The organism is Spongiibacter thalassae, assembly GCF_012272835.1.
GTDB lineage: Bacteria > Pseudomonadota > Gammaproteobacteria > Pseudomonadales > Spongiibacteraceae > Spongiibacter > Spongiibacter thalassae.
In genome coordinates this window covers 41,425-54,384 of the sequence record NZ_JAAWWK010000006.1, presented here as the reverse complement: position 1 = coordinate 54,384, position 12,960 = coordinate 41,425, and the positions used below count along the sequence as shown (strand labels likewise).

General features: G+C 58.9%; 11 protein-coding genes. All 11 read left to right on the top strand.

Annotated elements, in window-relative coordinates:
* The first annotated feature begins 142 nt into the window (after positions 1–142).
* The 11 genes from sbcB (at position 143) to ispH (ending at position 12,772) form a co-directional block, all read left to right on the top strand.
* The gene (gene sbcB, locus HCU74_RS15590) at positions 143–1,576 is read left to right on the top strand and encodes an exodeoxyribonuclease I (protein WP_168451355.1); all 1,434 of its coding nucleotides are present in this window, start codon (positions 143–145) and stop codon (positions 1,574–1,576) included.
* A complete protein-coding gene (locus HCU74_RS15585) occupies positions 1,573–1,884 on the top strand; it encodes a GIY-YIG nuclease family protein (protein ID WP_345889696.1) in 312 nt (103 codons plus the stop codon). Before sbcB ends, HCU74_RS15585 begins: the two co-directional genes overlap by 4 nt.
* Entirely contained in the window at positions 1,877–3,679 is a 1,803-nt protein-coding gene (locus HCU74_RS15580) for an ABC transporter transmembrane domain-containing protein (protein ID WP_168451354.1), read from the top strand. Before HCU74_RS15585 ends, HCU74_RS15580 begins: the two co-directional genes overlap by 8 nt.
* A gap of 42 nt (positions 3,680–3,721) precedes the next feature.
* Entirely contained in the window at positions 3,722–4,738 is a 1,017-nt protein-coding gene (locus tag HCU74_RS15575; RefSeq protein WP_168451353.1) for an aspartate carbamoyltransferase, read from the top strand.
* Positions 4,738–5,346: an NUDIX domain-containing protein gene (locus tag HCU74_RS15570; protein ID WP_168451352.1), complete on the top strand. Its 609-nt coding sequence runs from the start codon at positions 4,738–4,740 to the stop codon at positions 5,344–5,346. The genes HCU74_RS15575 and HCU74_RS15570 overlap by 1 nt, the downstream gene beginning before the upstream one ends.
* Complete coding sequence (gene murJ / locus HCU74_RS15565; RefSeq protein ID WP_168451351.1) at positions 5,337–6,932, top strand: murein biosynthesis integral membrane protein MurJ; 1,596 nt, start codon at positions 5,337–5,339, stop codon at positions 6,930–6,932. Before HCU74_RS15570 ends, murJ begins: the two co-directional genes overlap by 10 nt.
* Positions 6,933–7,030: 98 nt before the next feature.
* Complete coding sequence (gene ribF, locus HCU74_RS15560; protein WP_168451350.1) at positions 7,031–7,960, top strand: bifunctional riboflavin kinase/FAD synthetase; 930 nt, start codon at positions 7,031–7,033, stop codon at positions 7,958–7,960.
* Positions 7,961–7,993: 33 nt separating this feature from the next.
* A complete protein-coding gene (gene ileS / locus HCU74_RS15555; protein ID WP_168451349.1) occupies positions 7,994–10,813 on the top strand; it encodes an isoleucine--tRNA ligase in 2,820 nt (939 codons plus the stop codon).
* Positions 10,806–11,309 (top strand): signal peptidase II, encoded by a 504-nt coding sequence (gene lspA, locus HCU74_RS15550; RefSeq protein WP_210425333.1) that lies wholly within the window; start codon positions 10,806–10,808, stop codon positions 11,307–11,309. Before ileS ends, lspA begins: the two co-directional genes overlap by 8 nt.
* A gap of 34 nt (positions 11,310–11,343) precedes the next feature.
* Complete coding sequence (locus tag HCU74_RS15545) at positions 11,344–11,796, top strand: FKBP-type peptidyl-prolyl cis-trans isomerase (protein ID WP_168451347.1); 453 nt, start codon at positions 11,344–11,346, stop codon at positions 11,794–11,796.
* A 28-nt stretch (positions 11,797–11,824) separates the two neighbouring features.
* Positions 11,825–12,772 carry a 4-hydroxy-3-methylbut-2-enyl diphosphate reductase gene (gene ispH / locus HCU74_RS15540; protein WP_168451688.1) on the top strand — a complete coding sequence of 316 codons (948 nt, stop codon included), beginning with the start codon at positions 11,825–11,827 and terminating at the stop codon, positions 12,770–12,772.
* The last annotated feature ends 188 nt before the right edge of the window (positions 12,773–12,960 follow it).

Genomic DNA, 12,960 nt, shown 5'->3' with positions numbered 1-12,960 from the left:
GCGCGAAACGCAAGACGCAAGACGCTAAACCGTCCGGCGCGACTCGCTTTCCCGTCTTGCGTCTCACGTATAGCGTCTCGCTTTTGGTATCTCCCGCTAAAAGCGTTTCCCGCCTCCCGTCCAGCATCCAGCGTCCATCAGCATGTCTGAAACCTTCTACTGGCACGACTACGAAACCTGGGGTACCAATCCGGCATTGGATCGTCCCTCCCAGTTCGCCGGAGTGCGCACCGACGCCGAGTTGAATATTATCGGCGAGCCGCTGGTGCAGTACTGCCGGCCGACACCGGACTACCTGCCCAACCCGGAGGCTTGTTTGGTGACCGGTATCACCCCCCAGCAGGCGCTGGAAGAAGGGGTGTGTGAAGCCGAATTTATTGCGCGTATTCACGCTGAGCTGGCCCAGCCCCGGACCTGCACGGTGGGCTACAACAGTATTCGCTTCGACGACGAAGTCACCCGCTATACCCTGTACCGCAATTTTTATGACCCCTATGCCCGTGAGTGGCAGAACGGTAACTCGCGCTGGGATCTGATAGATGTCATGCGGCTGTGTTACGCCCTGCGTCCCGATGGCCTGAACTGGCCTACGCGGGAGGATGGCAGTCCGAGCTTTCGCCTTGAGGAGCTCACCGCCGCCAATGGCCTGAGCCACGAGTCGGCCCACGATGCGCTGTCCGATGTACTGGCGACCATTGACCTGGCGAAGTTGCTGCGCGGAGCCCAGCGCAAGCTCTACGATTACGCGCTGACCCTGCGCAATAAGCGCACTGTCGCCGCTATGTTGAACACCCAGAGCCAGGTGCCGGTGTTGCATGTGTCCGGGCGCCTGCCAGCGCTGCGGGCGTGCAGTGCGCTGGTGATGCCGTTAGCAGCCCATCCGGTGAATAAAAACAGCGTGATCGTTTATGACCTGAGTGTCGATCCCACCCCGCTGATTGAACTCGACGGGGCAGAGGTGGCGCGTCGGGTGTTCAGTTCCGCTGCTGAACTTGGCGAAGACACGCCGCGTATTCCCCTGAAGGAGATTCACCTCAATCGCGCGCCGATTGTTGCGACCGCCAAACTGGTCGATGACGCCGCAGCGCAGCGACTGGCGCTCGATATGGACAGCTGCCGCCGCCACTGGGCCATGTTGCATCGGGCCGGCGGGTTGCAAGAAAAACTGATGGGTATCTATCAGCAGCGTGAATTTAATGGCTCCGATGACCCGGACACCCAGTTGTATGGCGGCTTCTTTGGCGACGACGACCGTCGGCAAATGGAGCGTATTCGGCAACTGGGGCCAGAGGAGTTGGCCCACGAGGTTTTTCAATTCAAGGATGCCCGTCTGCCGGAGTTGTTGTGGCGCTATCGGGCGCGCAACTTTCCCCAGCAATTGAACGAGGCCGAGCGCAAGCGCTGGTTTGCCTTTTGTAAACAGCGGCTGCGCTCACCGGTGACGCCCCTGCACGGCTTTGACACCTTCCGTCGACGTTTGCAGGAACTGGCCGAGGAGCCGCGCAGCGACTTCCAACAGCATCTATTGCAAGAGCTGTATGACTACGCCGATGCCCTGGAGCAGGAGGGGCTTTGAGCGACTGGTGGGTATATCTGGTGCGCTGTCGCAGTGGCAAGCTGTATACCGGTATTACCACCGATACTGAGCGCCGTTTTCGTGAGCACTGCGGCGAGGGTGGCCGTGGTGCACGGTTTTTTCGCAGTGACCCCGCCGAAGCGCTGGTGTATCGCGAACCCGCTGAAAATCGCTCCCGCGCCTCACAGCGGGAAGCCGCCATTAAAAAATTGTCCCGCCGTGAAAAACTTCAGCTGATCGATTCGCCGCTTTCGCCGGCCTTCGATAAGGGTGATAATGCGCCGCCAAAAGGGGACAACAATGGCTAAACCGGCAGAAACTGCACAGAAAAAGGCCGATCTCGGCGTGCTCAAGGCGATGATTGGCTTCCTCAAGCCCTATCGCTTGCAGGTGCTGGGTGCCAGTATTGCCCTGGTCTGTACCGCGGGTATCACCCTGTCTATCGGCCAGGGAGTGCGACTGCTGATCGACAAGGGCTTTTCCAGCGAAGCCAATGTAGAGGCGCTGAACCAGGCGCTGTTGCTGTGTATGGTGATGATTCTGCTGCTGGCCATAGGCACCTTCGTGCGCTTTTATCTGGTGTCCTGGATTGGCGAGCGGGTCAGTGCCGACCTGCGCAAAGCGGTGTTTTCCCATGTGGTTACCCTGCATCCGGGGTTCTTTGAAACCAATCTCAGCGGCGATATCCAGTCCCGTATCACCACCGATACGAGTTTGTTGCAAACGGTAATCGGCTCCTCGGTGTCCATCGCCCTACGTAACCTGCTGATGTTTATTGGCGGGCTGATCTGGCTGTTTATCAGCAACCCCAAACTGACCGCCCTGGTGATGTTAAGTGTGCCGCTGGTGGTGGCACCAATACTGATCTTTGGTCGCCGAGTGCGGGCCATGTCCCGGGACAGCCAGGACAAGATTGCCAGTGTCGGTAGCTTTGTCGGCGAGGCGGTGAAGAACATCAAACTGGTACAGGCCTTTAACCACCAGCAGTTGGACCGCCAGGCCTTTGACAGCCACGTTGAGGTGGCCTTCAAGGTCGCCGTTGGCAGAATTAACCAGCGGGCCTGGTTGTCTACCGTGGTGATCGTGCTGGTGCTGGGTGCGGTGATGGCCATGCTCTGGGTCGGTGGTATCGACGTTCTGGAGGGGCGCATCAGTGCCGGTGAACTGGCGGCCTTCGTCTTTTATGCGGTGATGGTGGCGGCATCGGTGGGGGCTATTTCCGAGGTCTTTGGCGACCTGCAACGTGCGGCGGGGGCGACCGAGCGATTACTGGAATTGCTGGCGGCGGACAGCCTGATTCTGCCTCCTGCACAGCCCGTCTCGTTACCGGCCAATATTTCCGGTGAAATTGCCTTCAACGGCGTCACCTTCGCCTATCCCTCGCGGCCGGACCACGCCGCCATCGACGATCTCAGCCTGCACATTCCCGCCGGCAGCAGCCTGGCGCTGGTGGGTAGTTCGGGGGCCGGTAAGTCCACCTGTATCGACCTGTTGCTGCGCTTTTATGATGTGACCGCTGGGGCCATTCTGTTTGATGGCGTTGATATTCGCGATCTGGAGCCCCATGAACTGCGCCGGCATATCGCGATGGTGCCCCAGCAGCCGGTGTTATTTACCGGTTCGGTGGCGGACAATATTCGCTATGGACGACCAGATGCCAGCGATGCCGACATTGTCGCGGCGGCGCAGTCGGCCTTTGCCCACGAGTTTATCGAACGGCTTCCCGAGGGTTACGACAGTTTCGTAGGTGAGGGAGGGGTTCGCCTGTCCGGTGGTCAGCGTCAGCGCATTGCGATTGCCCGGGCGATTCTGGCTGATCCCAAACTGCTGTTGTTGGACGAGGCGACCAGTGCTCTGGACGCCGAAAGCGAATACCAGGTGCAGCAGGCCCTTGAGCGATTGATGGAAGGGCGTACCACGGTGGTGATTGCCCACCGTCTGGCGACAGTCATCAATGTTGATCGTATTGCTGTACTCGATCAGGGTAAGTTAGTGGCCAGTGGCCGCCACAGCGAACTGATCAGTCAGTCGCCGCTGTACGCGCGCTGGGCAAGTTTGCAGTTTGACGATGCTGGCGCAGACGCGGCAGCCGTACCACACTGATTATTTTCTGACATTGTAAGTTCTCAGACAGGGGAGAGTGCTTTGAAATTTGCTGGTAGTCATATTCTCTCTATAGAGCAGTTTGCCCGTGGCGACATTGAGCGGGTGTTTGATGTCGCCGATATGATGGTGCCCTACGCCCATCGCGAGCGAGTGACCCATGTGCTGGATGGCGCGATTCTGGGCAATATGTTCTTTGAACCGTCTACCCGTACCCGGGTCAGCTTTGGCTGCGCCTTCAATCTGCTCGGCGGTGAAGTCCGTGAAACCACAGGTTTTGAAAGCTCCGCCATTGCCAAGGGTGAGTCGCTGTATGACACCGCCAGGGTATTGAGCGGTTATAGCGACGTGATCGTGATGCGCCACCCGGCCTCCGGCTCGGTGGCCGAGTTCGCCGCCGCCAGTCGGGTGCCGGTGGTCAACGGTGGTGACGGGGCTAATGAACACCCCAGTCAGGCCCTGCTTGACCTCTACACCATTCGCAAGGAGTTGCAGCACCACGGGCGTAACGATCTGGACGGTCTGCGTATCGCCATGATCGGCGACCTGAAATACGGTCGCACCGTGCACTCCCTGTGTAAGCTGCTACGTCTTTACCGCAATGTGCAGGTGGTGCTGATTTCCCCCGACGAGCTGCGTATGCCCGGTGAAATTGTCGAACAGCTACGCAGTGCCGGGCATCAGGTTACCGAATCCGATGTGATGGAAGACAGCATTTCCAAGGTGGATATTGCCTATTCGACACGCATTCAGGAGGAGCGCTTTGCCAGCAAGGCCGATGCGGACCTCTACCGCGGCCGTTATCGTTTGAACCAGGCCATCTATACCCGTTACTGCGAGCCAAATACGGTGATCATGCACCCCTTGCCCAGGGACTCCCGGCAAGAGGCCAATGAGCTGGACAATGACCTCAACGACAACCCCAATCTGGCGATTTTCCGCCAGGCCGACAACGGTGTGCTGGTGCGTATGGCGCTGTTTGCCCTGATGCTCGACGTGGTCGATCAGGTGGATAAAACCGCCCGGGATGTCAACTGGTATACCGAGAGGCGTTTCTGATGCCGCGGTATGGTCGCGACGACGTTGAGGTACTGGCGGACAGTATTGCCTGGCGGGGATTTTTTAAAATTCGCCTGCTCAAACTGCGCCACCGCCTGTTCGCCGGGGGCTGGGCCGCGGCAATAGAGCGCGAATTGTTTGTGCGCGGGCCAGCGGTGGGGGTGCTGCCTTACGACCCGGTGCTGGATGCGGTGTTGTTGGTTGAGCAGTTTCGAGTGGGGGCGCTGGCGGCGCCGCGAGGCCCCTGGCTGTCGGAACTGGTGGCGGGGATCATCGACAAGGAGGAAACCCCCGAGGAGGTCGCGCGGCGGGAGGCCGAGGAGGAGGCGGGTATCACTCTGGGTGAGTTGGAACCGGTAGCAGAATATTTCTCCTCACCTGGCGGCAGCGATGAATACTTTTATCTGTTTTGTGGCCGCTGCGATCTGAGTGGGGCCGGTGGAATTTACGGCCTGCCGAGCGAGGGTGAGGATATTCGCGCCGAGGTGGTGCCCCTCGACGAGGCGTTGGCCCGGCTGGAACAGGGGCTTATCAACAATGCCCACAGCCTGATTGCCCTGCACTGGCTACGCCAGCACCGCTCGCGGTTGCAACGTCAATGGCAGTAGACTCTACCGATAACACGCCCCGCCGGGGGCTGCTGCGCTCCAGTCTGGTGGTGGGCAGCATGACGATGCTGTCGCGGGTGATGGGCCTTATTCGCGACGTGGTGATTGCTGTGGTGCTGGGCGCTACAGCCAACGCCGACGCGTTTTTTGTCGCCTTTAAGATTCCCAATTTTTTGCGGCGGCTTTTTGCCGAGGGTGCGTTTTCCCAGGCCTTTGTGCCGGTGTTGTCGGAGTACCGGGAAGCCGGTGATCGCGCCGCGGTAAAACTGTTGCTGGACCGAGTGACGGGCGCCCTGGGCGGGGTGCTGCTGACCCTTACCTCGTTAGCGGTGCTGGCGGCGCCGGTGGTTGCCACGGTGTTCGCACCGGGATTTCGCGACGATCCGGTGAAATTTCAGCTTACCACTGAGATGATCCGCATTACCTTTCCCTACTTGATGCTGATTTCTCTCACCGGACTTGCCGGTGCCATTCTCAATAGCTACGGGCGCTTTGCCGTGCCGGCCTTTACGCCGGTGCTGCTGAACGTGTGCCTGATTGGCGCGGCGTTGTGGGCGGCGCCGTATTTCGCCGAACCTGCCATGGCTCTGGCCTGGGGGGTATTGATGGCGGGGATGGCCCAGCTGACCTTTCAGCTGCCGTTTTTGCAGCGGATGCAGTTATTGCCGCGGCCTCGCTGGGGCTGGTCAGACCCCGGAGTGAAGCGCATCGTACATCTGATGATTCCGGCGATGTTTGGGGTGTCGGTGAGTCAGATCAACTTATTGCTGGATACGGTGCTGGCCTCGTTTTTGCCTACCGGGAGCATTTCCTGGTTGTATTATTCCGATCGTCTGGTGGAGCTGCCGCTGGGGGTGTTTGCCATCGCCATTGCCACGGTGATCCTGCCCAATCTTTCCAGACAGCGGGCGGGGGGCGACGAGCGCGGTTTTGCCCACACTCTGGATTGGGCGATTCGCGGTGTGCTGCTTATGGCACTGCCCTGTGCGGTGGCGCTGATGATTCTCGCCGAGCCAATTCTTATCGCGCTGTTTCAATACGGTGAGCTGCAAAGTCGCGACGTCGCGATGGCGGCGTTGAGCCTGCGCGCCTACACCCTTGGCCTGGTGGCGTTTATGCTGATAAAAGTGCTCGCACCGGGTTTTTACGCCTGTCAGGATACCCGCACTCCGGTGCGTATTGGTATCTACGCGATGGTGGCGAATATGGTGTTCAATATCGCCCTGGTGGTGCCCCTGCATCACTACTGGCAAGTTGGTCATGTTGGGCTCGCCCTGGCGACGGCGGCCTCAGCCTGGCTGAACGCGCTGCTGTTGTTGCGGGGGCTGCGCAAGCGGGATGTGTATCGTCCCGATAGTGGCTGGTGGAAGTACACCGCCCAGCTGGTTACCGCCGTGGCGGTGATGGCGGTGGCTTTGCTGTTGGTGTTGAACCAGATCGCCGACTGGGCGCAGTGGTCTGTGTGGATGCGGGTCGGTGTGCTGCTGCCCTTGTGTGCGTTGGGGGCGCTGGTATACCTGTCGATGTTATACGCCATGGGCCTGCGGCTCCGGCATTTCCGCGGCGTGCCGCCAGCGGCGGAGTAATTCAAGTTTTTGTCAGGCGGTTGGGTAAGTTATAATCACCCGCTTTGTTGCATACGTAGCGGCCCGATGGGCCAATAACCTTGGGGTCTGGCCGTCATATGGAGTTAATCCGCGGATTTCACAATTTCCGCCCGCATCATCGGGGCTGTGTTGCCACGATAGGTGCCTTTGACGGTGTGCATCTGGGCCATCAGGCGGTATTGCGTGAACTGGTAAAAAAGTCCAAAGAATACGGCCTGCCCTCGGCGGTGGTGTTTTTTGAACCCTTGCCCCGTGAATTTCTGGCCCCGGACCTCGCTCCGCCGCGACTGACTTCGTTCCGGGAGAAGTTCCAGTTGATTCGCTCACTTGGGGTTGATCGGGTGGTGCGTATCAAATTTACCGACAGCCTGCGCAATATGAGCGCCGACGAATTTATCAACACCCTGTTCGTGAAAAACCTCGGCGCCAAGTACATTGTGGTGGGTGACGACCTGCGCTTTGGTCGCAATCGCAGCGGCGACTTCGAACTATTGCGCAAGTTTGGCCGTCGCGACGGCTTTGAAGTGACCGATACTCAAACCCTGGAACTGGGCGGGGAGCGTATCAGCAGTACCCGTATCCGCGAAGTGCTGGCCAATAGCGACTTTGTCCTTGCGGAGCGTTTGCTGGGGCGTCCTTACAGTATGTCTGGCCGGGTAATTGTCGGTCAGCAACTGGGACGCACCATCGGTGCGCCAACGGCGAATATTCAGCTTCGCCGGCCGACTTCGCCACTGGCGGGGGTCTATGCTGTGGAGGTGGACGGGGTGGCCGACAAGCCGGTACCCGGTGTCGCCAATATCGGCGTGAGGCCCACCATCGGCGATTTGAACAAGGCCATAATGGAAGTCCACCTGCTCAATTTTAACGGCGACCTCTACCGCCGTAATCTGCGGGTGGTATTCCGCGCCAAGTTGCGCAATGAAATCAAGTTCGACGGCGTTGATGCCCTGCGTGCCCAGATTGCCCGGGACATTGAACAAGCCAAACAAATTTTCTCCATCTAACCCTCCGTGACCGGATTCTGAAGATAAGCGTTTATGAGTGATTACAAGCACACCCTGAATTTGCCCGCGACTGATTTCGCGATGAAGGCGAACCTGTCACAGCGCGAACCCAAGGCGCTGCAACGGTGGTACGAGGAGGATTATTACGGCCAGATTCGCCAGGCCCGGGCCGGGCGCGAGAAGTTCGTGCTGCATGACGGCCCTCCCTATGCCAATGGCGATATTCACATCGGCCATGCGGTAAACAAGATCCTCAAGGACATGATCGTCAAGTCCCGCACCTTGAGCGGATTTGACGCGCCCTATATTCCGGGCTGGGACTGTCATGGTCTGCCAATTGAATTGAACGTCGAGAAGAAAGTGGGCAAGGCCGGGCACAAGGTGGATGCTGCGACCTTCCGCGAAAAATGTCGAGACTATGCCAGTAAGCAGGTGAATGGTCAGCGTGAGGACTTCAAACGCCTGGGTGTGCTGGGGGACTGGGATCGCCCCTACCTGACCATGAGCTTTGACTTCGAGGCCAACATTATTCGAGCGTTGGGCAAAATCGCCGAAAATGGCCATTTGCACAAGGGCTTCAAGCCGGTGCATTGGTGCATGGATTGCGGCTCGGCGCTGGCCGAAGCGGAAGTTGAGTACAAGGACAAAACCTCGCCCGCCATTGATGTCGCCTTTGCGGTGGTGGACGATGCCGATGCCCGTGCCCGCTGCAATCTTGGCAGCGAGGTGAACGGCCGTTTGAATCTGGCAATCTGGACCACGACTCCGTGGACGCTGCCGGCCAATATGGGGGTGTGTCTGCACCCTGAGCTGGATTATGTATGGGTCAGCTATCAGCGCGACGGTCAGGATGAGGTGCTGTTGCTGGCAGAGGCCCTGCACGAGTCAGTAATGACCCGCTGCGGTATCGAAACCTATGCTGTCGTGGGTCGCTGCAAGGGCGCTGCCCTCGACAAGCTGGTGCTGCAACATCCTTTCTATGATCGCCGCGTTCCGGTAATTCTGGGCGACCACGTGACCACCGACGCCGGTACCGGCGCGGTCCATACCGCCCCCGCACACGGCCAGGACGACTTTGTCGTCGGTCAGCAATATGGACTGGAGGTGTACAACCCGGTGGCGGCCAATGGTACCTACATGGACGGTACCGAGCTGTTTGCCGGGGAGCATGTGTTCAAGGCAAATGACAAGGTGGTGGCGGTACTGGCAGACCGGGGACGGTTACTGCATCACCGTCCGCTGGAGCACAGCTATCCCCATTGCTGGCGGCATAAAACGCCGATTATCTTCCGTGCCACCCCCCAGTGGTTTGTCAGCATGAAGCAGAGTGGTTTGCTGGATCAGGCGATGGCGGCGGTCGATGGGGTCAACTGGATGCCGGGTTGGGGCCGCGCCCGAATTGAATCAATGATGGCTGAGCGTCCGGACTGGTGTATTTCCCGCCAGCGTACCTGGGGCGCGCCGATCGCCCTGTTTGTGCACAAGGACACTGCCGAACTGCATCCGCGTAGCGCCGAACTGGTTGAGGCGGTGGCGCAACGTGTTGAGCAGGGCGGCATTCAAGCCTGGTTTGACCTCGACGCGAGCGAATTGCTGGGCGACGAGGCCAATGACTATGTGAAGGTTTCCGACACCCTGGATGTCTGGTTTGACTCCGGGGTGACCCACTTTGCGGTATTGAATCAACGGGAGGAGCTGCACTTTCCCGCCGACCTCTATCTGGAGGGTTCAGATCAGCACCGTGGCTGGTTCCAGTCGTCGATGCTCACGTCTGTTGCGGCCCACGGTGTCGCGCCCTACAAGGCTGTGCTGACCCATGGATTTACCGTTGATGCCAACGGTCGCAAAATGTCGAAATCCCAGGGTAACGTTGTCGCACCGCAGAAGGTGATGAACAACCTCGGCGCCGATATTCTGCGTTTGTGGGTAGCGGCGACGGATTACCGCAATGAAATGACGGTGTCTGACGAGATCTTCAAGCGCACCGCAGACTCCTATCGCCGTATTCGCAACACCGCGCGCTTCCTGTTGGCGAATCTGGCCGGGTTTGATCCCGCCGAGCATGTGCTGCCAAGCGGCGACATGCTGGCAATGGACCGCTGGATCGTCAGTCGGGCAGCGGCGTTGCAGGACGAGCTGCTTGCCGCCTATGACGCCTACCAGTTCCATTTGGTGTATCAGAAACTGCATAACTTCTGCGTAGTGGAGCTGGGCGGCTTCTATCTGGACATCATCAAGGATCGCCAGTACACCAGCCAGCCGGACAGCCTGGCGCGGCGCTCGGCGCAAACCGCGCTGTACCACATTGCCGAGGCGCTGACCCGCTGGATTGCTCCCATTCTGAGTTTCACCGCCGATGAGCTGTGGCAGGTGTTGCCCGGCGAGCACAGCGGCCCGGTATTTGCCGCTGAATGGTATACCGGCCTGGAGAAACTCCCCGCCGATGCCGAACTGGGCGACAGCTACTGGCTGCGGGTGCAGGAAGTGAAAACCGCAGTGAATAAGGTGCTGGAAGGTGCGCGCAAGGAGGGGCTGGTTGGCGGCTCGCTGCAAGCGGAGGTCACCCTGTTCTGCGATAACGAGTTGATCGACGTGCTATCGGCGCTTGGCGATGAGTTGCGCTTTGTGTTGATTACCTCCGCGGCGATGCTGGCGCCAATCTCCACGGCCAACGATTCCCATGCCACCGAGTTGGAGGGCTTGCAGGTGCGGGTTGCCGCCAGCGATGGCATGAAGTGCACCCGCTGCTGGCATCACCGCGAGGATGTGGGCCAGTCGCTGACCCACCCCGAGCTGTGTTTCCGTTGCATTGATAATGTCGATGGTCAGGGTGAGGTGCGGCACTATGCCTGATGCGCAGGTCCGCAGCAGGCTGTGGTGGATGCTATTGGTGGTGGTGACGATTGTGCTGGACCAGATCACCAAAATCTGGGCAGATGGCCAACTTACCTATGCCCAGCCAGTGCATATACTGCCGGTACTGGACATTACCTTGCACTACAACCCCGGTGCAGCGTTCAGCTTTCTGAGCAACGCAGGTGGTTGGCAGCGCTGGTTTTTTACCGTCATTTCGTTGGGGGTGAGCGCGTATTTGTTGGTGTGGTTGCTGCGGCTTCCCCGAGTCCAGTGGTTGTTGTCATTGGCGCTGGCGTTGGTATTGGGCGGCGCGGTAGGCAATCTGATCGACCGGGTGAGATTGGGCCATGTTATCGACTTTATTTCGGTGCACTGGGGCAGCGCTTATTTCCCGACCTTCAATATCGCTGATGCGGCGATTACGGTTGGGGCGATTTTGCTGATTGCGGATACGGTGCTGAATCCGGAAAAAGCCCCCGATAAGGCCTCGTAAGCCTTTTATTCAGAATTTTGTACGAGAGTTTGCCATGAGTGTAGTTGTAGGCCCGGGTACGCAAGTGACCCTGCATTTCGCCCTGTTGCTGGAAGATGGCAGTACAGTGGATTCAACTTTCGAGCGCAAGCCCGGCAGTTTCGTGTTTGGCGATGGCAGTTTGCTACCCGGCGTTGAGGGTAAGTTGCAAGGCATGGCGGCGGGGGCCAGCGCTGAACTGACACTGGCACCGGAAGACGCCTTTGGTCAACGCAACCCGGCGAATATTCAGCGTATTCCGCGCAAGCAATTTGCTGAGGACATGGAGTTGAGCGAGGGTTTAATGCTGAGTTTTGCTGATGCCGCCAACACCGAATTGCCCGGGGTGGTCTCTGCCTTTGATGATGAATTTGTTGAGGTTGACTTCAATCATCCCCTGGCGGGCCGTACGCTGACCTTCAAGGTCGAAATTATCGACGTATCCACCGCCGACAGCGCGGTGGGATAGGGGAGAGAGTGACATGGGTGACCGCGCCATGAATATCGTACTGGCCAACCCCCGGGGGTTTTGCGCCGGTGTAGACCGAGCCATTGAAATTGTCAATCGCGCTCTGGACGTGTTTGGTTCACCGATCTACGTACGACACGAAGTGGTACACAACAAATTCGTGGTTGAGAACCTGCGCCAGCGCGGGGCCGTATTTGTCGACGAACTTGACGAAGTACCCGACGACAAGATTGTGATTTTCAGCGCCCACGGTGTGTCCAAGGCGGTTCGCGCCGAGGCGGATCGGCGCGGTTTGAAGGTGTTTGACGCCACCTGCCCGCTGGTGACCAAAGTGCATATGGAAGTGGTCAGCTTCAGCAATGAAGGGCGTGAGTGTGTTCTGATCGGCCACAAGGGCCATCCCGAGGTCGAAGGCACGATGGGGCAGTACGACGCCAGCAAGGGGGGACACATCTATCTGGTCGAGGATGTTGCCCAGGCCGATGTGCTTGAGGTAAAAGATCCCGCGCGGCTGTCCTTTGTCACCCAGACCACCCTGTCGATGGACGATACCGCGGCGGTGATAGATGCCCTGCGCCGGCGCTTCCCCCACATTGAGGGGCCACGTAAAGACGATATTTGCTACGCCACCCAGAATCGCCAGGATGCGGTGAAAACCCTGGCTGGTCAGGCGGATCTGGTTCTCGTGGTGGGGTCGCCGAACAGTTCCAACTCCAATCGCCTGCGTGAATTGGCCGAGCGTTCGGGCTGTGTGGCCTATCTGATCGACAGCGAAGATGATATCCGTGAAGAGTGGCTCAAGCCCGATCAGCGCATCGGTATTACCGCCGGGGCCTCGGCGCCAGAGGTATTGGTGCAGGCGGTTATTGACCGTTTATGTGAACTCGGTGCAGCGCCACCGCTGGAGCTGGACGGCCGGCCGGAGAATATCACCTTCTCATTGCCGCGAGAGCTGCGCCTGGTCGATGTTTCCTGACGCGGTTTACCGGACGACGGCAAGCCATCTCATCACTGAGTCATATCAACAATAAGTGGCATTAAATTCCATTGCGCGGGTGTTCACCCACGTGCTTTTCTGCAGCTCAGCTATACTTTCTGGTGCCAGGGGCGCCCGAAAGGGCTGGTATCAGTACAATTCTGCATCGTAATACGGCTAATTGGCGC

Excerpts from the sequence above, each read along its gene's own strand:
- HCU74_RS15545 (WP_168451347.1), top strand. The coding sequence starts at position 11,344 with ATGAGTGTAGTTGTAGGCCCGGGTACGCAAGTGACCCTGCATTTCGCC.
- murJ (WP_168451351.1), top strand. The coding sequence starts at position 5,337 with ATGGCAGTAGACTCTACCGATAACACGCCCCGCCGGGGGCTGCTGCGC.
- lspA (WP_210425333.1), top strand. The coding sequence starts at position 10,806 with ATGCCTGATGCGCAGGTCCGCAGCAGGCTGTGGTGGATGCTATTGGTG.
- sbcB (WP_168451355.1), top strand. The coding sequence starts at position 143 with ATGTCTGAAACCTTCTACTGGCACGACTACGAAACCTGGGGTACCAAT.
- ribF (WP_168451350.1), top strand. The coding sequence starts at position 7,031 with ATGGAGTTAATCCGCGGATTTCACAATTTCCGCCCGCATCATCGGGGC.
- HCU74_RS15580 (WP_168451354.1), top strand. The coding sequence starts at position 1,877 with ATGGCTAAACCGGCAGAAACTGCACAGAAAAAGGCCGATCTCGGCGTG.
- ileS (WP_168451349.1), top strand. The coding sequence starts at position 7,994 with ATGAGTGATTACAAGCACACCCTGAATTTGCCCGCGACTGATTTCGCG.
- HCU74_RS15570 (WP_168451352.1), top strand. The coding sequence starts at position 4,738 with ATGCCGCGGTATGGTCGCGACGACGTTGAGGTACTGGCGGACAGTATT.
- ispH (WP_168451688.1), top strand. The coding sequence starts at position 11,825 with ATGAATATCGTACTGGCCAACCCCCGGGGGTTTTGCGCCGGTGTAGAC.